This window comes from Kitasatospora mediocidica KCTC 9733 (assembly GCF_000744225.1).
Taxonomy (GTDB): Bacteria; Actinomycetota; Actinomycetes; order Streptomycetales; family Streptomycetaceae; genus Kitasatospora; species Kitasatospora mediocidica.
Genome location: NZ_JQLN01000005.1, coordinates 2,446,816 through 2,471,400 on the forward strand (window position 1 = coordinate 2,446,816; position 24,585 = coordinate 2,471,400).

Sequence of the window (24,585 nt, forward strand, 5' to 3'; positions counted from 1 at the left end):
AGCGCGGAGGCGGTGCCCAGCACCGTGGCGAGCGCTGCGGGCGCCGCCGGCGCCGGCGGTGCGGCGGCGGGGGGTGCGCACGCGAACGCCGACCTGCTCTCGGCCGCCGCGGTGATGCAGAAGGCCGGCAGTGCCAAGCTCGCGATCAGCGCGGCGGGTGACAAGTCCGACGACGGTGGCGGCCTGTACTCCTGGGGCGCCCAGCCGGCGATGGACATCTCCGAGCAGCAGTCCGGCCAGGCGATGAAGGTCCGGATGGTCGACGGGGTGATGTACCTCGGGGTGAGCGACCAGCAGGCGGCCGCCGTCGGCGGCAAGCACTGGGTCAAGCTCGACGGCACCGGCCCGGCCGGCAGCCTGAGCGCCAACTTCCAGGCGTTGGCCATGATGGTGAACCCGGCCGTCCAGCTCACCGCCGCGGCTCAGGGAGGCAAGGTCACCTTTGTCGGTGTGGAGTCGCTCGGCGGGGTGAGCACCCAGCACTACCAGAGCGCGATGCCCACCGCCACCCTGGTGGCCGCCGTCCCGAACCTCTCGGACGCCGACCGCAAGGCCGTGCTGACCGCGCTGAGCCAGGACGGCTCCACGGTCGTCTCCGACTTCTGGGTGAACGCTGACCACCAGCTGGTCCAGCAGAAGGAGGTCGGCTCGGACGGTGCCTCGGCCTCGCCGTCCGCCGACCAGAGCACCGCCACCACCACCAAGTACTCCGACTTCGGCGTAAAGGTCGTCGTGGCGGCTCCTGCGGCGAGCGACCAGGTCGCCCCGACCGACGCGCTCAAGCTGCTGGGCGCGATGACGGGCTGACCGGGGCCCGATGGGCGCAGCCCGCCCCGGGGTGTCTCAGATGCACGTGGCAACCTGAAGGGACTGAGTGGACCAGGAGGCAAAGGTGGCGGGACGGCGCACGGCGGTGGCACTGGCGGTCGCGGTCGCGTTGACCGGCGGGCTGGCGGCCTGTGACGGGAGCGGGTCCGGCGGGCCCGGGCCCGCCGCCACGTCCTCCAGCGCCTCCCCCACGGACGGCTCCAAGTCCGCCGACCGCTCCCCGCACGGGGTGATGGTCTCGGTCGCGCAGGGGCTGCTGAGCACCCGCCGGGCCAAGCTCAGCTACCAGGAGACCAGCACCCTGGCCGGCCACTCGGACACCGAGAGCGGCGACGGGGTGCTCTTCTGGGCGCCCCGGACGGTGATGCAGCTCCAGCGGACCGTCGACGGCGTCAGCAGTCAGCTGATCGTCCTGGACACCGTCTCCTACCAGGGCGGCGACGCCGCCACCGCGGCCCGCCTCGGCGGCCGGCACTGGGAGAAGTCCGCCGAGGTCACCGGGCCGGACGGCCGGACCGAGACCCCGTTCGCCGAGCTGATCGACCAGCTCAACCCGCAAGTGGCGGTGGCCGGCGCGGCCGGCGCCGCGGACCTGCGGCTGCTGGGCGAGGAGAAGCTGGGCGACAACACCGTCCAGCACTACCAGGCGAGCGTCTCGGTGGCCGACTACGTCGCGGCCCAGCAGAGCCTGCTGACCGCCAACCGCCAGCAGCAGCTCACCACGACGCTCTCCAAGGGCGGGGTGGGCACGATCGGCCTGGATCTCTGGCTGAACGACCACGACCAGCTGGTGAAGCTGGAGCGCTCCGGTCAGGGCGGTCAGGGCGGCTTCGACGAGACGGTGCTCTACAGCGACTACGGCGGCGCCTTCTCGGTGCAGGCCCCGGCGGAGAGCGACACCCAGGACGCGGGCCATTAGCGATCCGACTGGGTGATTTGGTTTATCGACGCCGCAACCCGTACGCTGGGGGAAGCCAAAGACCGCTGGTTGTCGCCGTGCGTCCGCAAGGGTGCTGGTGACCGAAGGATCTGCGCACTTGTCGCAGGCAGCCCGCGCAGGAGTGTTTGGAGCTTGGACTTCCGGTCCGCGCGGTTCGCCGTGCGACTGTCGAGGTTCTTATGAGCCCCGTGCGCCTGCGCACCGGGGCTCTCAGTGTTTTCGCACCACGGTTCGTCCGGGGCGCGGATCTGCGGAGCACTCCTTCCCGTGCGGTCCGAGGCGTAGTAGGTCGACTTGTCCAAGGTCGGCCGACCTCGACATCACGGAAGGAGGCGTAAGCCTATGGCAAGGCCCGACAAGGCCGCTGCCGTCGCAGAGATCACGGACAAGTTCCGTAGCTCGAACGCGGCAGTGCTGACCGAGTACCGCGGTCTGACGGTGAAGCAGGTCAAGAACCTGCGTCGCTCGCTGGGCGAGAACGCCCAGTACGCCGTGGTGAAGAACACGCTGACCAAGATTGCGGCCAATGAGGCCGGGATCACTGTGCTCGACGACCTGTTCGCGGGTCCGACGGCTGTCGCCTTCGTCACCGGTGACCCGGTGGAGTCGGCGAAGGCTCTGCGTGACTTCGCCAAGGAGAACCCCGCTCTCATCATCAAGGGCGGTGTCCTTGACGGTAAGGCGCTGACCGCCGATGAGATCAAGAAGCTCGCGGACCTCGAGTCCCGCGAGGTGCTGCTCGCCAAGCTGGCCGGCGGCCTGAAGGCGTCCATGGCCAAGGCCGCGGCGACCTTCCAGGCTCCGCTGGTGGAGTTCGCCCGCACTGCCGAGGCACTCCGCGCGAAGGTCGAGCAGGGCGGTGCCGGTACGCCGGCTCCCGCCGAGGCCGAGGACACCACCGAGGCTGCCGAGTAATTCAGGCCCTGGCCTGAAGAGCTCAGCGTCCGGTACCTCCGGTCGCAGCGGGCCCGTACGCCCGCCATCCCGTACATCCGGCACCTGCCGAAAAAGTGGAAGGACGCCATCATGGCGAAGCTGTCCCAGGACGAGCTGCTCGAGCAGTTCGCGACCCTGACCCTCATCGAGCTGTCCGAGTTCGTCAAGGCGTTCGAGGAGAAGTTCGACGTCAAGGCTGCCGCCCCGGTCGCCATCGCCGCCGGTGGCGCTGCCGCCGTCGCCGAGGTCGAGGACGAGCAGGACGAGTTCGACGTCATCCTCGAGTCGGCCGGCGACAAGAAGATCCAGGTCATCAAGGAGGTGCGCGCCCTGACCTCCCTCGGCCTGAAGGAGGCCAAGGACCTCGTTGACGGCACCCCGAAGCCGGTCCTGGAGAAGGTTGCCAAGGACGCTGCCGAGAAGGCCAAGGAGCAGCTCGAGGCTGCCGGCGCCAAGGTCACCATCAAGTGATCCAGCGCTCCTGACGGAGCTCTCGGGCCGGGCCGGCCACCCCTGACGGGGTGGTCGGCCCGGCCTGCTTTCGTTTCCGGGGGTTGTTCCGGGCGCCGGCCCAATGCGAACATGTGTTCGGTATGACTCTGGCCGATTGTGCCCTCGGCACTGTCGGTCCGGCCCGGTATCGTGATCGTTGTCGTCGGCCGCAGAGCCGCATGGCGCGGCCGCAGGGTCCTCACCACGGGTTCTTGTAACGCTGTGGGCGCCGGGAGCGATGAACTGCGCGAGGCCTTCGCCGCAGGCGGGGCCTTGACGAACCGCACGCGGCGCGCGATTCTCAAGGCGCGCGCCGACACCGCGGAGGCAGTCGGCCGTTAGTTTGAGTGGCCCTGGATGCATAACCCAGGGCCTCGGCGGGAAATGACTCCACGTGAGTCGCGGTGCCGGCCTCGAAGCGAGGTGGGGCACCGCTGTGGTGCGAGGTGCCACCCCTCGGGGTGCGCAGCAGTGGCGGTAAGGCAGGGACCATCCTGCGGTTCGGCCCCCGGCAGGGGGCGCGGGGCCGTTCGGGTGGCTACCGGAGGGAGTGTCCGATTCGGTCTCCGAATCAGGGCTGGACAGCAGTGTGCCTATTGGCTACACTGTCCCTTTGCGCTGCCTGTTAGCTGCTCCGTGACTCGTCGCCCGGAGTTCGCGCTGCCCTGATGGGGCCTGGCATCGCCTCCGCAAAGCGGCTCTGACCTGGGATTTCCTCCCGGCTGAGACCCACGGCGCCGGAGGCGGGACCAGCCCGACAAGAGCCGGCCGGTACGCGCGCAGTGAGCTCCGAGCCCTCGGAAGGACCCCCCTCTTGGCCGCGCCGCGCAACGCCTCGAACAACGCTAATTCCACCGCCCCGCTCCGCGTCTCCTTCGCGAAGATCAAGGAGCCCCTCGAGGTCCCGAACCTCCTGGCCCTGCAGACCGAGAGCTTTGACTGGCTGCTCGGCAATGCGGCCTGGAAGTCCCGGGTCGAGGCGGCCCTGGAGAGTGGTCAGGACGTCCCCACGAAGTCCGGTCTGGAGGAGATCTTCGAAGAGATCTCCCCGATCGAGGACTTCAGCGGGTCGATGTCGCTGACCTTCCGCGACCACCGTTTCGAGCCGCCGAAGAACTCCATTGACGAGTGCAAGGACCGCGACTTCACCTTCGCGGCCCCGCTCTTCGTCACCGCCGAGTTCACCAACAACGAGACCGGTGAGATCAAGTCTCAGACGGTCTTCATGGGCGACTTCCCGCTCATGACCCACAAGGGCACGTTCGTGATCAACGGCACCGAGCGTGTCGTCGTCTCGCAGCTGGTCCGCTCCCCGGGCGTCTACTTCGACTCCACCCTGGACAAGGTGTCCGACAAGGACATCTTCTCCTGCAAGGTCATCCCCTCGCGTGGTGCCTGGCTGGAGATGGAGATCGACAAGCGCGACATGGTCGGTGTCCGCATCGACCGCAAGCGCAAGCAGTCGGTCACCGTCCTGCTCAAGGCCCTCGGCTGGACCAACGAGATGATTCTCGAGGAGTTCGGCGAGTACGAGTCGATGCGCGCCACCCTGGAGAAGGACCACACCCAGGGCCAGGACGACGCGCTGCTGGACATCTACCGCAAGCTGCGCCCCGGCGAGCCGCCGACCCGCGAGGCCGCGCAGACGCTGTTGGAGAACCTCTACTTCAACCCGAAGCGCTACGACCTCGCCAAGGTCGGCCGTTACAAGGTCAACCGCAAGCTGGGCAACGCCGAGTCGCTGGACTCCGGCGTGCTCACCGAGCCCGACATCATCGGTGCGATCAAGTACCTGGTGAAGCTGCACGCGGGCGAGACCGAGTGGCGCGACAACGCGGGTCGCGACATCGTCGTCGAGGTCGATGACATCGACCACTTCGGCAACCGTCGCCTGCGCAACGTCGGCGAGCTGATCCAGAACCAGGTCCGTACGGGTCTCGCCCGTATGGAGCGCGTCGTGCGCGAGCGCATGACCACCCAGGACGTCGAGGCGATCACGCCGCAGACCCTGATCAACATCCGGCCGGTCGTCGCCTCCATCAAGGAGTTCTTCGGTACCAGCCAGCTGTCCCAGTTCATGGACCAGACGAACCCGCTGTCGGGCCTGACCCACAAGCGTCGTCTGTCCGCGCTGGGCCCGGGTGGTCTGTCCCGTGAGCGCGCCGGCTTCGAGGTCCGTGACGTTCACCCGTCGCACTACGGCCGCATGTGCCCCATCGAGACCCCTGAAGGCCCGAACATCGGTCTGATCGGCTCGCTGGCCTCGTACGGCCGGGTCAACGCCTTCGGCTTCATCGAGACCCCGTACCGCAAGGTCGTCGAGGGCATCGTCACCGAGCAGGTGGACTACCTGACCGCTGACGAGGAGGACCGTTACGTCATCGCGCAGGCCAACGCCCCGCTGACGGACGACCTGCACTTCGCCGAGCCGCGTGTCCTGGTCCGTCGTCGTGGCGGGGAGATCGACTACATCCCCGGCTCCGAGATCGACTACATGGACGTCTCGCCGCGCCAGATGGTGTCGGTCGCGACCGCCATGATCCCGTTCCTCGAGCACGACGACGCCAACCGCGCGCTCATGGGCTCCAACATGATGCGTCAGGCGGTGCCGCTGCTGAAGAGCGAGGCTCCGCTGGTCGGCACCGGCATGGAGTACCGCTGCGCGGTCGACGCCGCCGACGTGATCGTGGCCGAGAAGGCCGGTGTCGTCCAGGAGGTCTCGGCCGACTACGTCACCGTGGCCAACGACGACGGCACGTACACCACGTACCGCGCCGCCAAGTTCACCCGCTCGAACCAGGGCACCGCCTTCAACCAGAAGGTGCTCGTGGACGAGGGCGCACGTGTCGAGGTCAGCCAGGTGCTGGCCGACGGCCCGTGCACCGACGAGGGCGAGATGGCGCTGGGCAAGAACCTCCTCGTGGCGTTCATGTCCTGGGAGGGCCACAACTACGAGGACGCGATCATCCTGTCGCAGCGCCTCGTGCAGGACGACGTCCTCTCCTCGATTCACATCGAGGAGCACGAGGTCGACGCCCGTGACACCAAGCTGGGCCCGGAGGAGATCACTCGGGACATCCCGAACGTCTCCGAGGAGGTCCTCGCGGACCTCGACGAGCGCGGCATCATCCGGATCGGCGCGGACGTCGTCACCGGCGACATCCTGGTCGGCAAGGTCACGCCCAAGGGTGAGACCGAGCTGACCCCGGAGGAGCGCCTGCTGCGCGCGATCTTCGGTGAGAAGGCCCGTGAGGTCCGCGACACCTCGCTGAAGGTGCCGCACGGCGAGCAGGGCAAGATCATCGGCGTCCGCGTCTTCGACCGCGAAGAGGGCGACGAGCTTCCCCCGGGCGTCAACCAGCTGGTCCGGGTCTACGTGGCCCAGAAGCGCAAGATCACCAACGGTGACAAGCTGGCCGGCCGTCACGGCAACAAGGGTGTCATCTCCAAGATCCTCCCCGTCGAGGACATGCCGTTCCTCGAGGACGGCACCCCGGTCGACATCATCCTGAACCCGCTGGGTGTCCCGTCCCGAATGAACCCGGGACAGGTACTGGAGATCCACCTCGGCTGGCTCGCCAAGCAGGGTTGGGACGTCTCCGGCCTCGCCGACGAGTGGGCCCAGCGCCTGCAGGCGATCGGCGCCGACACGGTCGAGGGTGGCACCAACCTCGCCACCCCCGTCTTCGACGGCGCCCGCGAGGACGAGATCACCGGCCTGCTGGACCACACCACCCTCACCCGTGACGGTGAGCGCCTGGTGAACTCCACCGGTAAGGCCCAGCTGTTCGACGGCCGCTCCGGTGAGCCGTTCCCGATGCCGGTCTCGGTCGGGTACATGTACATCCTCAAGCTGCACCACCTGGTCGACGACAAGCTGCACGCCCGTTCGACCGGTCCGTACTCGATGATCACCCAGCAGCCGCTGGGTGGTAAGGCGCAGTTCGGTGGTCAGCGCTTCGGTGAGATGGAGGTGTGGGCCCTTGAGGCGTACGGCGCGGCCTACGCGCTGCAGGAACTCCTCACCATCAAGTCCGACGACGTCCTGGGCCGCGTGAAGGTCTACGAGGCGATCGTCAAGGGCGAGAACATCCCCGAGCCGGGCATTCCCGAGTCCTTCAAGGTGCTCATCAAGGAAATGCAGTCGCTCTGCCTCAACGTGGAGGTGCTGTCCTCGGACGGCTCCAACATCGAGCTGCGGGACTCCGACGAGGATGTCTTCCGCGCAGCCGAGGAGCTCGGTATTGACCTGTCCCGGCGCGAGCCGAGCAGCGTCGAAGAGGTCTGACGGAGGTTGGGCCGGCCACGCCAGTGGCCGGCCCGCCCCCAGGCCCCCCTCAGACCAGATGAACGACTTTCGACTTACGAAAGAGGGCTTGACGACCAGTGCTTGACGTCAACTTCTTCGACGAGCTCCGCATCGGCCTCGCGACCGCCGACGACATCCGCCAGTGGTCCCACGGCGAGGTCAAGAAGCCGGAGACCATCAACTACCGCACCCTGAAGCCGGAAAAGGACGGGCTCTTCTGCGAGAAGATCTTCGGTCCGACCCGGGACTGGGAGTGCTACTGCGGCAAGTACAAGCGCGTCCGCTTCAAGGGCATCATCTGTGAGCGCTGCGGCGTCGAGGTCACTCGCGCCAAGGTGCGTCGTGAGCGGATGGGCCACATCGAGCTGGCCGCGCCGGTCACCCACATCTGGTACTTCAAGGGTGTCCCCAGCCGCCTCGGCTACCTGCTCGACCTGGCGCCGAAGGACCTCGAGAAGGTCATCTACTTCGCCGCCTACATGATCACCTGGGTGGACGACGAGCGTCGCCAGCGCGACCTCCCGTCCCTGGAGGCGCATGTCTCGGTCGAGCGTCAGCAGATCGAGAACCGTCGCGACTCCGACCTGGAGAACCGCGCGAAGAAGGCCGAGACCGACCTCGCCGAGCTTGAGGCCGAGGGCGCCAAGGCCGACGTGCGCCGCAAGGTGCGCGAGGGTGCCGAGCGTGAGATGAAGCAGCTGCGGGACCGCTCGCAGCGCGAGATCGACCGTCTCGACGAGGTCTGGGCGCGCTTCAAGAACCTCAAGGTCCAGGACCTCGAGGGCGACGAGCTGCTCTACCGCGAGCTGCGCGACCGCTTCGGCACGTACTTCTCCGGCTCGATGGGCGCCGCGGCGCTCAAGGACCGCCTGGAGACGTTCGACCTGGCCGAGGAGTCCGAGCGGCTGCGCGAGATCATCCGCAGCGGCAAGGGCCAGAAGAAGACCCGTGCGCTCAAGCGCCTCAAGGTCGTCTCGGCGTTCCTGCAGACCACCAACAAGCCCAACGGCATGGTGCTGGACTGCGTCCCGGTCATCCCGCCGGACCTGCGTCCGATGGTGCAGCTGGACGGTGGCCGCTTCGCGACCTCCGACCTGAACGACCTGTACCGCCGCGTGATCAACCGCAACAACCGCCTGAAGCGCCTCCTCGACCTCGGTGCCCCCGAGATCATCGTGAACAACGAGAAGCGCATGCTTCAGGAGGCCGTCGACGCGCTCTTCGACAACGGCCGTCGTGGTCGCCCGGTCACGGGCCCCGGCAACCGTCCGCTGAAGTCGCTGTCCGACATGCTCAAGGGCAAGCAGGGTCGTTTCCGTCAGAACCTGCTCGGCAAGCGCGTCGACTACTCGGCCCGTTCGGTCATCGTCGTCGGCCCGCAGCTCAAGCTGCACCAGTGCGGTCTGCCGAAGGCCATGGCGCTGGAGCTCTTCAAGCCGTTCGTGATGAAGCGCCTGGTGGACCTGAACCACGCGCAGAACATCAAGTCGGCCAAGCGCATGGTCGAGCGCGCCCGCCCGGTGGTCTGGGACGTCCTCGAAGAGGTCATCGCCGAGCACCCGGTGCTGCTCAACCGTGCACCCACCCTGCACCGACTCGGCATCCAGGCCTTCGAGCCCCAGCTGGTCGAGGGCAAGGCCATCCAGATCCACCCGCTCGTCTGCACCGCGTTCAACGCGGACTTCGACGGTGACCAGATGGCCGTCCACCTGCCGCTCTCCGCGGAGGCGCAGGCCGAGGCCCGCATCCTGATGCTGTCCTCGAACAACATCCTGAAGCCGGCCGACGGTCGCCCCGTCACCATGCCGACCCAGGACATGGTGCTCGGTCTGTTCTTCCTCACCTCGGACCGCGAGAAGGTGAAGGGCGCCGGCCGCTCCTTCTCCTCGACCGCCGAGGCGATCATGGCCTTCGACGCCCGCGAGCTGGACGTCCAGGCCCCGGTCGACATCCGCCTGCCGATCGGCACCGTCCCGCCCCGTGGCTGGACCCCGCCGGTCGACGAGGACGGCGCGTCGACCTGGTTCGAGGGCGAGCCCTTCCGCCTGAACACCACCCTGGGCCGCGCGCTCTTCAACGAGCTGCTGCCCGAGGACTACCCGTTCGTCGACTACGAGGTGGGCAAGAAGCAGCTCTCCGCGATCGTCAACGACCTGGCGGAGCGCTACCCCAAGGTCACCGTCGCGGCGACCCTGGACAACCTCAAGGCGGCCGGTTTCCACTGGGCCACCCGCTCGGGCGTGACGGTGTCGATCTCCGACGTCGTCGTGCCGCCGAGCAAGCCGCAGATCCTCGAGGGCTACGAGGCGCAGGCCGAGAAGGTCCAGAAGAACTACGAGCGCGGCCTGATCACCAAGGACGAGCGCAGCAGTGAGCTCGTCGGCATCTGGACCAAGGCGACCAACGAGGTTGCCGAGGCCATGAACGCGAACTTCGAGAAGACCAACCCCATCTTCATGATGGTCGACTCGGGTGCTCGCGGAAACATGATGCAGATGCGTCAGATCGCCGGTATGCGTGGTCTGGTGTCGAACGCCAAGAACGAGACGATTCCCCGTCCCATCAAGGCGTCGTTCCGTGAGGGCCTCACCGTCCTCGAGTACTTCATCTCCACCCACGGTGCCCGTAAGGGTCTGGCCGACACCGCGCTTCGTACCGCGGACTCCGGCTACCTCACCCGTCGTCTGGTCGACGTCTCCCAGGACGTCATCATTCGCGAGGAGGACTGTGGCACCGAGCGCGGCCTCAAGCTGGCGATCGGCGTGGTCGAGAACGGCGTCCTGCGCAAGACGGACGACGTCGAGACCAGCGTCTACGCCCGCATGCTGGCCGAGGACATCACCGTCGACGGCAAGCTCATCGCCACCGCGAACACCGACCTCGGTGACGTGCTGATCGACGAGCTGATCCGCCACGGCATCAGCACGGTCAAGACCCGCTCGATCCTCACCTGCGAGTCCGCGGTCGGCACCTGTGCCTTCTGCTACGGCCGCTCGCTGGCCACCGGCAAGCTGGTCGACATCGGTGAGGCGGTCGGCATCATCGCCGCCCAGTCCATCGGTGAGCCCGGTACCCAGCTGACGATGCGTACCTTCCACACCGGTGGTGTGGCCGGTGACGACATCACGCAGGGTCTGCCCCGTGTCGTCGAGCTCTTCGAGGCCCGTACCCCCAAGGGTCTGGCCCCGATCTCGGAGGCCGACGGCCGGGTCCGCATCGAGGACACCGAGAAGACCCGCAAGCTCGTCGTCACCCCCGACGACGGCACCGAGGAGATCGCCTACCCGATCTCCAAGCGCATCAAGCTGCTGGTCAGCGAGGGCGAGGCGGTCTCGGTCGGCCAGAAGCTGACCCAGGGCACCATGAACCCGCACGACGTCCTGCGGATCATGGGCCAGCGCGCGGTCCAGATCCACCTGGTCGCCGAGGTCCAGAAGGTCTACAACTCGCAGGGCGTGTCGATCCACGACAAGCACATCGAGATCATCATCCGGCAGATGCTCCGCCGCGTGACGATCATCGAGTCGGGCGACGCCGAGCTGCTCCCGGGCGAGCTCGTCGAGCGTGGGCGCTTCGAGACCGAGAACCGTCGCGTGGTGTCGGAGAGCGGCCACCCGGCCTCTGGCCGTCCCCAGCTGATGGGTATCACCAAGGCCTCGCTGGCCACCGAGTCCTGGCTGTCGGCGGCCTCCTTCCAGGAGACCACCCGGGTGCTCACCGACGCGGCGATCCACGCCAAGTCGGACCCGCTGCTGGGCCTCAAGGAGAACGTCATCCTCGGTAAGCTCATCCCGGCCGGTACGGGTCTTCCCCGCTACCGCAACATCCGGGTCGAGCCCACCGAAGAGGCCAAGGCCGCGATGTACTCGGCCGTCGGCTACGACGACTACGACCTGTCGCCCTTCGGCGCCGGCTCCGGCCAGGCCGTCCCGCTGGACGACTACGACTACGGCCCCTACACGGGCTGACGGTCACCGCACCAAGCCGCAGGGCGGCCACCCCACCGGGGTGGCCGCCCTGCGGCGTTCGCGCCGCCCTCCCCCGCGCGGGGGAGGGCGGCGAACCGCTCGCGCGGGGGATCCGGGGCAGGGGGTGCGGCGGGCAGTCTGTGGGTGTCGGTTCCGAGCCCTCGGACCGGTCGCCGAGAGGACCACAGATGAACCCGCGCCTTGTCCGACTGCTCACCACCACCGGCATCACCGCCTTCGTCGCGGTCGGGATGTCCGGCTGCTTCCTCGGCGACAACCAGAACCAGGACGTCCGGTACGGGGTGGCCGACCAGGTCCGCACCCTGGTGATCGAGGGGCACACCGGCGACGTCCGGGTGACCGGCGGCGGCACCACGGTCCAGGTGACGGAGCACCAGAACTATCGCGACAAGCCACCGTCCACCACCCACGAGGTGACGGGCGGCACGCTCACCCTCACCTACAGCTGCTCCGACTGCGGGGTGGGCTACGACGTCCAGGTGCCGGCCGGCACGGTGGTCCGGGTGAAGGAGGACACCGGCACCGTACGGCTGACCGGGCTCACCGCAGAGGTCCGCGCCGACACCCGGACCGGGGATCTGGATGCCTCCCAACTCGGTTCGGCCAGCGTTGAGTTGAGCAGTCAGACCGGCAACGTCACGGCCGCCTTCACGGTCGGTCCGCAGCACGTTCAGGCCGTCACGCAGACCGGCGACGTCAAAATCTCCCTCCCGCAGGGCCCCGGCTACGCGGTCCGGGCCGACACGCACACCGGCGACGTCAAGGTGTCGGTCCCGCAGCAGAGCGACGCCGCTCGTACGATCACCGCCACGGCGCAGACCGGCAACGTGACGGTCACCGGTGCCTGACCTCGTGCCCGCTCACAGCGCCCGCCGGCCCGTGCGGCAAGATCGTCCGGGCGGGGGCGCGACGCTCCCGCCCGGGGGAGGGGCGGACGTGGAACGGATATCGCGCTGGGAAGCGCGCGGCAAGGAGCTGCTCGACCGGTGGCAGTGGCGTTCGGGCCGGCTGAACCCGTACGTCGCGGACAGCCTGTGGGCGCTGGCGTCCGCGCTGGTCTCGGCCTGGTCGGTGCTGCACGACAACCCCCACTCAGCAGCGTGGGTGTACCTGCTGGCGGTCTCCACCGCGCTGCCGCTGCCCTGGCGCCGCCGGTCGCCGTTCACGGTCTTCCTGGTGGCCGGTGTGCCCGCGATCGCGCTGAGCATCGTGGCGCACTCCGCGCAGGCGCAGATCCCGATCTTCGTGGTGCTGATGAGCTACACCATCGGCGACCGCTGCCACGACTGGCAGCGCTGGCTGCTGGTGGCGATCGTGGTGCCCGCCAACATCCTGGGCACCCACTCGCCGGACGGCGCGCTGTTCAGCCTGATCACCTCGCTGGGCCCGTTCGTCTTCGGTTCGGTGGTGCGGGGCTGGCGGAACAAGGCCAGGGCCGAGGCCGAACGGGCGCACGAGGCGGGCGAGCGGGCGGCCAGCGAGGCGGCCCGCGCGGTGGCCGAGGAGCGCGGCCGGATCGCCCGCGAGATGCACGACATCCTGGCGCACGCCGTCTCGCTGATGGTGATCCAGGCCGAGGCCGGCCCGGTGGTCGTGCACAAGGACCCGGAGCGGGCGATCAAGGCCTTCGACACCATCGCCGACTCCGGCCGCGACGCGATGGTGCAGCTGCGCCGGGTGCTCGGGGTGCTCAAGGAGGAGGGGGCCGGGCCGGAGCTGGCCCCGCAGCCCACCCTGGCCGAGTTGCCGGCGGTGGTCGACCGGGTCCGTCAGGCGGGCCTGCGGGTGGACCTCCAACTCGTCGAGCTGGCGCGTACGATGCCCTCGGACGTCGAGGCGGCCGCCTACCGGATCGTCCAGGAGGCGCTCACCAACACCGTCAAGCACGCGGGCGCCGACCACGCCGAGGTGCGGGTCGCGCGGGTGGGCGGGGTGCTGGAGGTCGCGGTCTCGGACAACGGGCGCGGCGTGCCGGGGGTGGCTGCGGGCGGGGCCGCGGTGAGCGGCTGGTCCGGCGGGCGCGGGCTGGTAGGCATCCGGGAACGGGCCGCGGCCTGCGGGGGCCGGGCCGACGCGGGACCCGGACCGGACGGCCTGGGATTCCTGGTGACCGCGCAGCTGCCGCTGGGCGCCGAGAGACTGTGAACGGGAGGAACGCAATGGCCGCGATACGGGTGGTGGTCGCCGATGACCAGGAGTTGGTGCGGGCCGGGTTCGGCATGATCCTCGACGCCCAGCCGGACATCGAGGTGGTCGCCGAGGCCTGCAACGGCGTCGAGGCGATCGAGGCGGTCGCCGAGCACCGGCCGGACGTCCTGCTGCTGGACGTCCGGATGCCCGTGATGGACGGCCTGGAGGCGGCCCGCCAGGTCTGCGCCCGGTACGCCGAGACCAAGGTGATCATGCTGACCACCTTCGACATCGACGACTACGTCTACGACGCGCTGTACGCGGGGGCCAGCGGCTTCCTGCTCAAGGACGTCCGCCGGGACGACCTGGCGCACGGCGTCCGGCTGGTGGCCTCCGGCGAGGCGCTGCTCGCGCCCTCCGTCACCCGCCGCCTGATCAGCGAGTTCGCCGCCCGCAAGCCGGCCGCTCAGGGCGCCGGCGGGCGCGCGCCGTCCAAGCTGCTGGAGCAGTTGACGGCCCGTGAGCAGGAGACCCTGCGGCTGCTGGCCCGGGGCTGCTCCAACGCGGAGATCGCCGCCGCGCTGGTTGTCAGCGAGCACACCGTCAAGACGCACGTCAGCAACGTCCTGAGCAAGCTCCACCTGCGCGACCGGGTGCACGCGGTGGTCTTCGCCTACGAGGCCGGCGCGGTGGTGGTCGGCGAGTCCTGAGGCACCGCGCCCGCGCCGGGATCAGGCGCCCGCTCGGGCGTGTTTCCCGGACAGCAGCTCGGCCGCCAGCGCCTCCGGCGTGCCCGGGCCGCCGCCGTAGTAGGTACGGGCGCCGGCGAGCGAGGGCATCTCCACGGCGGCCCGCTCGTCCGGGGCGCGCTCCACCACGGTGGTGCCGGTCTCAGCCTCCAACACCGGGGCGTAGCCGCCGAGCCGGAGCGCGGCCAGCGTCTCGGTCGGCGAGGCGGTGCTGATCAGGACGGTCGGTGCGATCCGGCGCAGCCCGAGCTTCGCCAGCACCCGGGCCTGCGACAGCTCGGTGACCAGCGCCTCGTCGTCCGATCTGATGCAGCAGGCCGAGCGCACCACCCGGATCCGCCCGTGGGTCCGCGCCGCGTCGTTGACCAGGTACGTCAGCGGCTGCGGCAACGCCCGGCCGCCCTCGGACACCTCGGCCAGCCGGGTCAGCAGCTCCTGCGCGTCCGCGCCGGAGTCCAGCGCCCGGCGCACCGAGGCCGCGCCGATCCGCCAGACCACCGCGTGCCCCTCGGACTCCCGGGTGCCCACCGAGCCGAGCAGTTCGGTCAGTTCGGGGGCGGCCGGGCCCGAGACGACCGCCGTCAGGTCCGCCTGGAAGCGGGCCGTGGTGCGCGGCGGCGGCACCAGCTCCTCCAACGCCGTGCGCAGCGCAGCGACGGCGGCGGCCAGCGCGGGCCGTCCGGCCAGCGACGTCCCGGCTCCCGGTACGGCCGGGAAGTAGCGGTCGGCGCCGGCCCGCAGCAAGCCGAGCGTCGCGTGGCCCACGGGGGTCAGCGCGCCGTGCGCGACCACGCCGAGCAGCTCCGCCTCGGCCAGCGTGGCGGCGGCCCGCTCCAGGGTGAAGGGGTCGGGGCCGACGGCCGGGCGGTACCAGGAGGCGGCGACGACGAGCTCGGCGAGCGCCTCCTCGCCCAGCGCGGCGGCCGGTCCCAGGCCGGTGCCGGCGGGCAGCCCGGCCAGCGCCTCCAGCAGCGTGCGGCGCAGCTCGACGGCGCTGCGGTCCTGCGGGGCGACCAGCGCGACCGGGATCTCCGAGTCGTCCGGCCAGGCGCTGAACACCTCGGGGGTGACGGCCCAGGTGGCGATCAGCGGGACCAGCCGCTCGGCCGGCGAACCGGCCAGCCAGCGGTCGTAGCGGGCGGTCGGCAGGATCCGGGCGGGCGGCAGCGGCGCGGGCTTGCGGCTGCGGGTGGGCGGGGGGACGTCGCGGTGCGGCGCGATCAGGCCGGCGTTCGCGCCCAGGTCCAGCCAGAGCCGGGTCTGCGCGTCCGACGCACCGGTCAGCTTGGCCAGCCGCCGGGTGTCCCGCACCGCGATGCCGCCCGCCTTGCGGACCGCGAGCGGCTGCGCGGCGGTGGCACGCAACAGCAGTTCGACGCGGGTGGCGGTGGCGGTGGCGACGGCCTGCGCCTCGCCCGTCTGGTGGGCGGGCAGCGGCCGGGCGGCCGGGACGGGCGGCGGCGCGGGGTCGTAGGCCAGCGGCGCGCCCTCGTCGCGCAGCGCGGCGGCCACCTCGTGCGGGAGTTCGCACAGGTCGGGGCCGACCGGGATCAGCAGGCCCCGGGCGGCCAGCCAGTCGGCGCCGGGATCGTCCGAGCCCGCCTCGCGGAAGCGGAACTTGCTGGTGGCGCTGTAGTACACGCCGTGCTCGGAGACGAAGCATTGGGTGCGCAGCAGCGGCGGCCCCGGGACCAGCCGCTCCAGCAGCCGGGCGGCGGCCGCGGGGGCCTGGGCCGTCAGCCGGCGGACCGCCTCCCGGTCGGTCAGCCGCTCGACGATCAGCTGCTGGACGACGTCCCGGGTGCTGGTCGCCCCGAGGTGCAGTTCGGCGGCCACCCGGTGGATCTCGGCGGCCTTGTACGCCGAGCTCAGCAGAGTGGCCACCGGCCGTCCGTAGCCCTGGAGTTCGGCGGCCCGCCGGTGCAGCAGCGGCGGGACGGTCAGCGCGCTGCCGTGCGGCGGAAGCAGCAGGGCGCGCTCGGCGAGCTGCTCCAGCACGTCGTCCAGCGCGGCGCCCGGAGCGTCGGTGGGAGCGGCCAGCGCGGCCCGCAGCCGCGCGCGCGGCACCGCCCGCTCCGAGCACTCCAGCGGCGGTTCGGCCGACTGGCCGGCCGGTGCCCACCCGGTGAAGCCCGCAGGTCCCGCCCGCTCGACCGGCGCGGGCGCGGGTCCGTGCAGCTGTTCGGCGAGCACGGCGACGGCTGCCAGGACCTGGAGTTGCGCCTGGTCGAGGCCGCGCAGGGCCAGGGTCACCGAGGCGTCGCCGAGCAGGTGTCTGGCGAGTCGGGCGGGGGAGGTGAGACCGGTCCCACCGGCGTACGGCAGTTCGCGCTGTTCCAGCAGTTCGACGAGCTGCGTGGGGGTGCGTCCGGTCAGCCAGGAGGTGAGGGCGGTCGTGCTGTTCACCCGGCCAGGGTAGTCAGATCTGCGGTCCGGGGTGCGCCGATACTCGGATGCGGTACGGCCCGGCAGCCCATACTGTCGCCCCCATGACCCGCCGCACACTCGTCGCCGCCCTCACCGGTGCCGGTATCTCCACCGACTCCGGAATCCCCGACTACCGTGGCCCGCAAGGCCTTTGGCAGCGCGACCCGCAAGCCCAGCAGTTGGTGACGATCGGCCCATACCGCGCCGACCCGGACGTCCGCCGCCGCGCCTGGCTGATGCGACGGGACGCCGGAGCGCTCGCGGCGGAGCCGAACGCCGGCCACCGCGCGCTGGTCGACCTGGCCCACACGCTGCCCGTGCGGGTGCTCACCCAGAACGTCGACGGGCTGCACCAGCTGGCCGGCCTGCCGGCCCGCAAGGTGCTCGAACTGCACGGCACCGCACGCGAGGTGCAGTGCCTGCGGTGCCATCGGCGCACCACCATGGCGGCCGCGTTGGACCGCGTCGCGGCCGGCGAGCCGGACCCTGCCTGCCTGGACTGCGGCGGCGTGCTCAAGCCCGCCACGGTCATGTTCGGCGAGGCGCTCGACCCGGTCGTCCTCGATCAGGCGCGGACGGTCGCCCAGGCCTGCGACCTGTTCCTCGCGATCGGCTCCACCCTCCAGGTGCACCCGGCGGCCGGGCTGGTCGAGACGGCGGTCGAGGGCGGTGCGCGGCTGATCATCGTCAACGCCGAGCCGACGCCCTACGACGAGCTGGCCGACGAGATCCTCCGGGACCCCATCTCGACGGCGCTGCCGGCCCTGGTCCATAGGCTGAGGGCATGACGGTTTTCGATCCCTGGTCGGCGGAGTTCATCGCGCACCCGTACGACGCCTACGCCGAGCTGCGCGAGCAGTCGCCGGTCTGCCGCTACGAGCCGACCGGGCAGTGGCTGATCTCCCGCTACGAGGACGTCAGCGCGCTGCTCCGGGACCGCCGGCTGGGGCGGACGTACACCCACCGGTTCAGCCACGAGGAGTTCGGACAGCAGGCGCCCGACCCGGCGCACGAGCCGTTCCACACCCTGAACGGCAACGGGCTGCTCGACCTGGAGGCGCCGGACCACACCCGGATCCGCCGCCTGGTCTCCAAGGCCTTCACGCCGCGGATGGTCGCCTCGCTGCGTCCGACGGTGGCCCGGCTGGCCGACGAGCTGGTGAGCGGGCTGCTCGCGGAGGGCGGCGGGGATCTGATCGCCGCCGTCGCCGAGCCGCTGCCGGTCGCGGTGATCGCCGAGATGCTCGGGGTGCCGGAGTCCGACCGCGGGCTGCTGCGCCCCTGGTCGGCGGCGATCACGGGGATGTTCGAGCTGAATCCGACGCCCGAGACGGCCCGGCGCGCGGTGGACGCCAGCGTCGAGTTCTCCGACTTCCTGCGCGAGCTGATCCGAGCCCGCCGCATTGCGCCGGGGGACGACCTGATCTCCGCGCTGATCCAGGCGCAGGACGAGGGCGACGCGCTCAGCGAGCAGGAGATGATCTCCACCTGCGTGCTGCTGCTCAACGCCGGGCACGAGGCGACCGTCAACACCACCGGCAACGGCTGGTGGGCGCTCTTCCGCAACCCCGGCCAACTCGCCCTGCTGCGCTCCGACCCGACGGCCCATCTCCCCTCGGCAGTCGAGGAGTTGATGCGCTACGACACGCCGCTGCAGATGTTCGAGCGCTGGGTCCTGGAGGACATCGAGGTGGCCGGGGTGCGGATCCCGCGCGGTTCGGAGGTCGCGCTGCTGTTCGGCTCGGCCAACCGCGACCCGGCCCGCTTCACCGACCCCGACCGGCTGGACGTCACCCGCACCGACAACCCGCACATCACCTTCGGGGCCGGCATCCACTTCTGCCTCGGCGCCCCGCTGGCCCGCCTCGAACTGACCGAGTCCTACGGCGCCCTGCTGCGCCGCGCACCACGCCTGACGCTGCTGAACGAGCCGAGCTGGCAGCCCGGCTACGTGATCCGCGGCCTGACCGAACTCCTGGTGAGCACCTGATGAGCACCACCCGCACCCCGGCCACCGGCGCGTTGCTCGGCCTCGCGATCGGCGACGCCCTCGGCCACCCGACCGAGTTCGACGAGATCGAGCACATCGCCGCCTACTGCCCCGACTGGCGCGAACTCGCGCTGCCCACGCCCGCACTGGTCACCGACGACACCCAGATGACGCTGGCCCTCGCGCGCGGCCTGCGGATCGCGCTGGAGCGCGGCCCGCTCACCCCGCTTGGCCTGGAGCGCCCGGTCCGCGAGGAGTTCGTCGACTGGTGGCGCTCCCCGGAGAACAACAGGGCCCCGGGCCGGACCTGCCTGGTCGGCTGCCAGCTGCTCAGCAAGCCCGAGCGGCCCTGGCAGCAGGCCAGCCAGGTCGACTCCAAGGGCTGCGGCGCCAACATGCGGGTGGCCCCGCTCGGCCTGGTCCGCGAGCTGACCGAGCGCCAGCTCTCCGGCGCGGCCCAGCTGCAGTCCGCGCTGACCCACGGCCACCCCACCGCACTCGCCGCCAGCGACCTGACCGCGTACGCCGTCCGGCTGCTGGCCCAGGGCGCCGAGCCGGCCGGGCTGCCGGGCGCCCTGCGCGCGTACGCGCTGGCGAACCGCACCCGCTACGACGCGTTCTGGCTCGGCGACCTGGTCGCCCGGGCACACGACCACTCGGCCGAGGAGTTCATGGCCAGGGGCTGGGACGACTGCCTGGGCGTGCTCGACCGGCTCGACGCGGCGCTCGCGGCGCCCGACCGGGAGAGCGATCCCTGTCTGGCCACCGGCGAGGGCTGGATCGCGGAGGAGGCGCTGGCCACCGGCCTGCTCTGCTTCCTGCTGTTCCCGGACGACCCGGTCGCCGCCGTCCGCCGCGCGGCGTACTCCTCCGGTGACTCCGACTCGATCGCCTGCCTGACCGGCGCCTTCGCGGGCGCCCACGGCGGCGCGGAGGTCTGGCCCGCCGACTGGGTGCGCCGGATCGAGCACCGCGACGAGCTGCTCGCGCTCGGCGCTATCTGGGATTAAGGCCTGTCCCGCAGCAGCCCGGCGGCGCGGGCCGCCGTCAGCCACTGCGGGAACTCGCCGAGCAGCCGGTCGTACAGCTCCTGGCCGTCCACCGCGCGCGGGTCGCGGCCGGCTGCCAGGAAGCCGGCGTTGTCCACCATCCGGCGGGCCGGCACCGGCAGCTCGTCCAGCCGCCGCAGGAAGGTGAACTCCTTGCCCTGCGGATCCCCGAAGCCGACGAACTGCCAGAAGATCGGCAGTTCGGCGGCCAGGCAGACCATCTCCTCCGCCGCGCCGCGCGAGATCGGCCCGCCGTCCGTCTGGAAGACCACCAGCGCGGGCTCGGTGGCCCCCGACAGCTGGTAGTGCCGGATCACGGCCTTCATCGCCAGGTGGTAGGAGGTCCGGCCCATGTGCCCGTACGACTCGTGCAGTTGCCGGATCCGGCCCTGGTAGTCGTCGATGCTCAGCTCGGCGATGCCGTCCACCTCGGTGGAGAAGAAGACCACCGGCACCACGCCGTCGTCGTCCAGGTGCGCGGAGAGCGCCAGCACCTGTTCGGCGAAGTGCTGCACCGTGCCGTCGTCGTAGAACGAGCGCATCGAGCCCGAGCGGTCCAGAACCAGGTAGACGGCGGCGCGCAGACCGTCCAGGCCGCTCTTGCGCAGGCTCACCCGGGCCGTCTTGTACAGGTTGACCAGCGAGGGCGCGGCCGCGCCGAACTTCTCCAGGCTGACCGCGGATCCCCGCTCAGCCGGTCGGATACCTTCCATCCAACTCACTCCCCACACCGCCGAACAGGTCCACCACATCATCGGCCACCCGCAGCACGACGTCCCGCCCCTCGACCGCAGCCACCCACTCGCCCGGCAGCGCGGCCAGGCCGTACGCCGCGCCCAGCAGGTTGCCGCAGACCGCGCCGACCGAGTCGCTGTCGCCCGAGTGGTTGACCGACAGGAGCAGCGCGCCTCGCACCCCCACCCGCTCCGCGACCAGCGCCGCGTAGACCGCGATCGCCAGGCACTCCTCGGCGATCCAGCCGAGCCCGACCCGCTCGACGACGTCCTGCGAGGGCTCCTCGGCGGCCAGCGCCGTCGCCCGGCGCAGCGCGGTCGCGGTCTCCTCGCTCTGCGGCCACTGTTCGACCTGCGCGAGGGTGTCCGCCACGGCAGCCCGCAGCGGCTGACCGGAGGTCAGCCGGTCCACCAGCGCGGCGAACGCGCCGGCCGCCAGGTAGCCGGTGGGGTGTCCGTGGGTGATCTGCGCGCACCGGCCGGCCAGTTCGAAGGACCAGAGCGGGCCGAGCCGCAGCAGGCCGAACGGCGCCGAACGCATCACCGTCCCGCAGCCCTTGGAGTGCCCGTTCACCGGCCCGGCCTGCCCGAACGGCACCGCCGCACGGTAGGCGGGGTGGTCCTCCAGGCCGCTCCAGCAGGCCCGGCCGGGCGCCCGGCGCGCGTACAGGAACGGCTGGCGCAGCAGCCAGCCGTCGTAGGGCGCGGGCAGCGGTCCGGCGTCGGGCGCGTCCTGCTGCTGGGTCAGGAACCAGCGCCGGTAGGCGGCGTGCAGCGCCGGGCCGACGCCGTCGGGGCCGCCCGCCAGCCGGGCGCGGATCAGGCCCTCGGCGCTGAACAGGGTCATCTGGGTGTCGTCGGTGACGTCCCCGGGCCGGTCGTCGATGCGGCCACTGCGGCTACGGTGTTCGGGCGGCTCGAACCCGGTGATCCCGGCCGGCCCGTACTGCTCGTGGATCTGCGGCAGTTGGAGGAACTCCACCGGCCACCCCAGTGCGTCCCCGACCGCGCCGCCGAGCAGCGTGCCCCGCACCCGCTCCCGGTACCCCTCGATTCCCTCCACCTGCAACCCCTCCTAGTTGGACCGACCGGCACATGGGGGGTGGGCGGCGTCGCGTGCCGATGGCTCCTCCCCCAGCCTTCGGCCGGGGGACCCCCTCGGACGGCTTCTCCTCAGTCGCCCTCCTTGCCCGGCAACGGGCAGGAGGGGCCCGGGGCTCCGCCACGGCTCCCTCGTCGGCGCCGCCTGGCCTCAGCCCTCGACCCCCTCCATCACCCACCCTCCGTGTGCCGGTGGGTCTTGCGTCCGCGCGTGACCTTACCCCGTCGGTGCAGCGCGGCCCGGTCGGCGGCGGCCCGGCCGGCGGCCCAGCCCTCGCCGTCGCTCACCCGCACGCGTTGCGAGGTGAGTTTGGGGAACATCCGGCCGGTGGCCGAGTCGACGGCCTCGCCGCGGGCGGCCAGCGCCGGCAGCAGCCGCTCGTCCGGCACCAGCTGCTCGTCCGTGCCGTCGGCGCGCTCGCGCCGGCCGGCCGCGGCGGCCCGGACCGCCTTCTCGGTGGCGGCGACCAGCCGCTCGCGGATCCGGGCGGCGTAGGAGACCAGGAAGGAGTGCCGGAACGCCTTGGTGCGCGAGGAGCCGTCCTCGTGCGTGCGGCTGCCGGCCTTGTTCATCGCGGTGGTGGCCTGCACCAGCAGCGAGGTGTACAGCAGCTCGACCGCGTCCAGGTCGGAGTCGAAACCGACGACCGTGCAGAAGCCGAACTCCTTGGCCCAGACCACGCGGCAGCGGTTGGCCACGGCGACCGCGTCCAGCAGCATCGCCTTGGGACCCTCGTACGGGTTCTCGACGCCTATCCGCAGCGCGCCGGGGGTGTCGTCGCCCCGGTGGTCGGCCGAGAGCAGCGCCTCGTCGATGCTGTGCTGGGCCATCAGCTGCTGCGCCTTGGCGGTCAGCAGTTCGGCCTCCTCGGGGAACTCGGTGGACTCGGCCTTCGCCAGCAGCGCGCGGATCCGTCCCAGCATCCGGGGCTCGCCCGGTGTCGGGCGCATCGCCCGGTGCTCCAGCTTGCGGGCGCCGGGGGCCGGCCCGACCGGGGCGATCACCGGCAGCCGTCCGAGCAGCCGCAGCAGCTCCAGGGCGGCGGTCGCCAGCGCGAACCGGTCGAGGCGGTGGCGCTCGGCGAAGCCGGGCAGGAAGGCGTCGTCGGCGGGCCACCAGACCTCGACGGCCAGCTCCCGCAGCTGCTCCTGCCAGCGCCGGTCCAGCCCGGTGGGGGAGTAGCGGCGGGTCTCGGCGGCGACCAGGTCGACCAGCAGCGCCAGGTGCACGGCCGCCAGGTCGCGGCGGACCAGCCGGGCCAGGTCGGCCGGGCGCCAGCCGTTCTCCCACAGCCGGCCCAGCGAACGGTCGGTCAGCGCCAGCAGCGCCCGGCTCACCTGCGGCCACTGCTCGGCCGAGGCGGCGAGCATCGAGGCGCTGCCGTCCAGGGCGCCGTCCACCTGTCGATCGGTCGCGCCGATCACCGCGCCGACCGCCTGCTCGACCAGTTGCCCGGTCTGTGACGCGTCGCTCTCCCAGCTGTCCCTGCTCATCCAGCAATAGTGCAGCACCGGCCGCGCCCGCCCGGCCGGGCCCAGGTGTGACGGAAACCATTCGCGGCGCCCGGACGTCCTGTCTGGTGACGCCTCATCGGGCCACCGAGGGGGCGATGATGTGTGTGAGTACGGGCATTGAGGGTCGGGAGGAGACCACATGAGCGGCATGCAGCCCTGGCAGGGTTCGCCGCCACCGTGGGACAAGGGGACGGGCGGCTGGCAGCCACTGGCGACCCCTCAGGCCGCGATGCGCGCCGCCCACACGGACCGGGACCGCACCGTCGACGTGCTGAAGGCCGCCTACGCGGAGGGCCGGCTGTCGGCCGAGGAGTACTCCCAGCGCTTCGACGCGGCCCATCGTGCGCAGACGTACGGCCAGCTGTCCCAGCTGGTCGCGGACCTGCCGAGCGGCCCGATGGCGGTGCCGTTCGGCGCCTCGGCCCCGTCCGTCCCGATGACCTTCCTGCCGCCCCGGCCCCGGGCGACCAACGGCCTGGCGGTCGCCTCGCTGACGCTGGGGCTCCTCAGCCTGCCGACCATGGGCCTGCTCGGGATCCCGGCCCTGGTGACCGGCCACGTCGCGAAGAGCCAGATCCGCCAGCGCGGCGAGGAGGGCGATCTGATGGCCACGATCGGCCTGGTGATCGGCTGGGTCGTTACGGCAGGATGGGTAGGGCTGGTGCTGCTCGGCGCGCTCCTGGCGGCGACGCACAGCTGAGCTGCGGCCCATTTGTTTTGACCGCGCTCGATGCGCTAGGTACGCTCTGACCTTGTGCCTGGGGTGTCCCCGGGTCCTTGTGCGTGCAACCACACCGGCTGCCGCGCCACGCCGAAGCGCTTTCAGCGCCTCGCGCGCGCGAGCGCCGTCGCTGCACATCAGCACCATGGATTCCGCGATCCCTCAAACCGTGTGAGTCGGCCGAGAAGCCAGCTCCACCGGTTGGAAGGAGCCCAACACACCCGACCTCGTGGGTCGGCGTGAGCTGGGAACACCGCAGGTTAGATCTACCAAGCGATGGCACACAGAAAACGGAGAAACGGTGCCTACGATCCAGCAGCTGGTCCGAAAGGGCCGGCAGGACAAGGTCGAGAAGAACAAGACCCCCGCGCTCAAGGGCTCGCCCCAGCGCCGCGGGGTCTGCACGCGTGTGTACACGACCACCCCGAAGAAGCCGAACTCGGCTCTCCGTAAGGTCGCCCGTGTGCGCCTCACCAGCGGGATCGAGGTCACCGCTTACATTCCGGGCGAGGGCCACAACCTGCAGGAGCACTCCATCGTGCTCGTGCGTGGCGGTCGCGTGAAGGACCTGCCGGGTGTGCGTTACAAGATCATCCGCGGCTCGCTCGACACCCAGGGTGTCAAGAACCGCAAGCAGGCCCGCAGCCGCTACGGCGCCAAGAAGGAGAAGTAAAA

General features: G+C 71.0%; 18 protein-coding genes. 14 read left to right on the forward strand and 4 right to left on the reverse strand.

Annotated elements, in window-relative coordinates:
- Positions 1-12 precede the first annotated feature (12 nt).
- From BS80_RS24990 to BS80_RS25030, 9 genes are all read left to right on the forward strand, one after another.
- Positions 13-807 carry a hypothetical protein gene (locus BS80_RS24990; protein WP_035800791.1) on the forward strand — a complete coding sequence of 265 codons (795 nt, stop codon included), beginning with the start codon at positions 13-15 and terminating at the stop codon, positions 805-807.
- A gap of 85 nt (positions 808-892) precedes the next feature.
- Positions 893-1,747: a hypothetical protein gene (locus tag BS80_RS24995; protein ID WP_035800792.1), complete on the forward strand. Its 855-nt coding sequence runs from the start codon at positions 893-895 to the stop codon at positions 1,745-1,747.
- A gap of 363 nt (positions 1,748-2,110) precedes the next feature.
- Positions 2,111-2,683: a 50S ribosomal protein L10 gene (gene rplJ, locus BS80_RS25000; RefSeq protein ID WP_035800793.1), complete on the forward strand. Its 573-nt coding sequence runs from the start codon at positions 2,111-2,113 to the stop codon at positions 2,681-2,683.
- 108 nt (positions 2,684-2,791) lie between these two features.
- Positions 2,792-3,175 (forward strand): 50S ribosomal protein L7/L12, encoded by a 384-nt coding sequence (rplL, locus tag BS80_RS25005; protein WP_456298581.1) that lies wholly within the window; start codon positions 2,792-2,794, stop codon positions 3,173-3,175.
- Between the two features lie 835 nt (positions 3,176-4,010).
- Positions 4,011-7,484, forward strand: coding sequence for a DNA-directed RNA polymerase subunit beta (rpoB, locus tag BS80_RS25010; protein ID WP_035800797.1), 3,474 nt, complete (start codon positions 4,011-4,013; stop codon positions 7,482-7,484).
- Positions 7,485-7,582: 98 nt separating this feature from the next.
- Complete coding sequence (locus tag BS80_RS25015; RefSeq protein ID WP_035800799.1) at positions 7,583-11,473, forward strand: DNA-directed RNA polymerase subunit beta'; 3,891 nt, start codon at positions 7,583-7,585, stop codon at positions 11,471-11,473.
- 188 nt (positions 11,474-11,661) lie between these two features.
- Complete coding sequence (locus tag BS80_RS25020) at positions 11,662-12,342, forward strand: DUF4097 family beta strand repeat-containing protein (RefSeq protein ID WP_035800800.1); 681 nt, start codon at positions 11,662-11,664, stop codon at positions 12,340-12,342.
- 88 nt (positions 12,343-12,430) lie between these two features.
- Positions 12,431-13,639 (forward strand): sensor histidine kinase, encoded by a 1,209-nt coding sequence (locus BS80_RS25025; RefSeq protein WP_051967011.1) that lies wholly within the window; start codon positions 12,431-12,433, stop codon positions 13,637-13,639.
- Between the two features lie 14 nt (positions 13,640-13,653).
- Positions 13,654-14,334, forward strand: a complete 681-nt coding sequence (locus tag BS80_RS25030; RefSeq protein ID WP_035800802.1) for a response regulator — start codon at positions 13,654-13,656, stop codon at positions 14,332-14,334.
- A 21-nt stretch (positions 14,335-14,355) separates the two neighbouring features.
- Here the strand turns inward: BS80_RS25030 and BS80_RS25035 are convergent, their stop codons facing one another.
- On the reverse strand, positions 14,356-16,779 hold the full coding sequence (locus tag BS80_RS25035) for a helicase-associated domain-containing protein (protein ID WP_051967012.1): 2,424 nt from the start codon (positions 16,777-16,779) through the stop codon (positions 14,356-14,358).
- Positions 16,780-16,862: 83 nt separating this feature from the next.
- Here BS80_RS25035 and BS80_RS25040 point away from each other — a divergent pair, with 83 nt between their 5' ends.
- From BS80_RS25040 to BS80_RS25050, 3 genes are read left to right on the forward strand one after another with little or no spacing between them, the layout of a single operon-like run.
- Positions 16,863-17,588, forward strand: a complete 726-nt coding sequence (locus BS80_RS25040; RefSeq protein WP_035800803.1) for an SIR2 family NAD-dependent protein deacylase — start codon at positions 16,863-16,865, stop codon at positions 17,586-17,588.
- Complete coding sequence (locus tag BS80_RS25045; RefSeq protein ID WP_035800804.1) at positions 17,585-18,790, forward strand: cytochrome P450; 1,206 nt, start codon at positions 17,585-17,587, stop codon at positions 18,788-18,790. Before BS80_RS25040 ends, BS80_RS25045 begins: the two co-directional genes overlap by 4 nt.
- Positions 18,790-19,800, forward strand: coding sequence for an ADP-ribosylglycohydrolase family protein (locus BS80_RS25050; RefSeq protein WP_035800805.1), 1,011 nt, complete (start codon positions 18,790-18,792; stop codon positions 19,798-19,800). Before BS80_RS25045 ends, BS80_RS25050 begins: the two co-directional genes overlap by 1 nt.
- On the opposite strand, the gene BS80_RS25055 is transcribed toward BS80_RS25050, so the two are convergent.
- The 3 genes from BS80_RS25055 to BS80_RS25065 form a co-directional block, all read right to left on the reverse strand.
- Complete coding sequence (locus BS80_RS25055; RefSeq protein WP_035800806.1) at positions 19,797-20,552, reverse strand: VWA domain-containing protein; 756 nt, start codon at positions 20,550-20,552, stop codon at positions 19,797-19,799. The two genes, BS80_RS25050 and BS80_RS25055, sit on opposite strands and share 4 nt — an antisense overlap.
- On the reverse strand, positions 20,530-21,636 hold the full coding sequence (locus BS80_RS25060; RefSeq protein WP_035800807.1) for an ADP-ribosylglycohydrolase family protein: 1,107 nt from the start codon (positions 21,634-21,636) through the stop codon (positions 20,530-20,532). Before BS80_RS25060 ends, BS80_RS25055 begins: the two co-directional genes overlap by 23 nt.
- Before the next feature lie 209 nt (positions 21,637-21,845).
- Positions 21,846-23,168, reverse strand: coding sequence for a DUF2786 domain-containing protein (locus BS80_RS25065; protein WP_051967015.1), 1,323 nt, complete (start codon positions 23,166-23,168; stop codon positions 21,846-21,848).
- A 160-nt stretch (positions 23,169-23,328) separates the two neighbouring features.
- Between BS80_RS25065 and BS80_RS25070 the strand changes: the two genes are divergently transcribed.
- A complete protein-coding gene (locus BS80_RS25070) occupies positions 23,329-23,889 on the forward strand; it encodes a DUF1707 and DUF4190 domain-containing protein (protein ID WP_198045604.1) in 561 nt (186 codons plus the stop codon).
- A 322-nt stretch (positions 23,890-24,211) separates the two neighbouring features.
- The gene (gene rpsL, locus BS80_RS25075) at positions 24,212-24,583 is read left to right on the forward strand and encodes a 30S ribosomal protein S12 (RefSeq protein WP_014144289.1); all 372 of its coding nucleotides are present in this window, start codon (positions 24,212-24,214) and stop codon (positions 24,581-24,583) included.
- The last annotated feature ends 2 nt before the right edge of the window (positions 24,584-24,585 follow it).

What these genes read in the sequence shown, in the direction of transcription:
- rplJ (WP_035800793.1), top strand. Translation starts at nt 2,111, where the DNA reads ATGGCAAGGCCCGACAAGGCCGCTGCCGTCGCAGAGATCACGGACAAG.
- BS80_RS25020 (WP_035800800.1), top strand. Translation starts at nt 11,662, where the DNA reads ATGAACCCGCGCCTTGTCCGACTGCTCACCACCACCGGCATCACCGCC.
- BS80_RS25030 (WP_035800802.1), top strand. Translation starts at nt 13,654, where the DNA reads ATGGCCGCGATACGGGTGGTGGTCGCCGATGACCAGGAGTTGGTGCGG.
- BS80_RS25040 (WP_035800803.1), top strand. Translation starts at nt 16,863, where the DNA reads ATGACCCGCCGCACACTCGTCGCCGCCCTCACCGGTGCCGGTATCTCC.
- BS80_RS25045 (WP_035800804.1), top strand. Translation starts at nt 17,585, where the DNA reads ATGACGGTTTTCGATCCCTGGTCGGCGGAGTTCATCGCGCACCCGTAC.
- BS80_RS25050 (WP_035800805.1), top strand. Translation starts at nt 18,790, where the DNA reads ATGAGCACCACCCGCACCCCGGCCACCGGCGCGTTGCTCGGCCTCGCG.
- BS80_RS25055 (WP_035800806.1), bottom strand. Translation starts at nt 20,552, where the DNA reads ATGGAAGGTATCCGACCGGCTGAGCGGGGATCCGCGGTCAGCCTGGAG.
- BS80_RS25065 (WP_051967015.1), bottom strand. Translation starts at nt 23,168, where the DNA reads ATGAGCAGGGACAGCTGGGAGAGCGACGCGTCACAGACCGGGCAACTG.
- BS80_RS25070 (WP_198045604.1), top strand. Translation starts at nt 23,329, where the DNA reads ATGAGCGGCATGCAGCCCTGGCAGGGTTCGCCGCCACCGTGGGACAAG.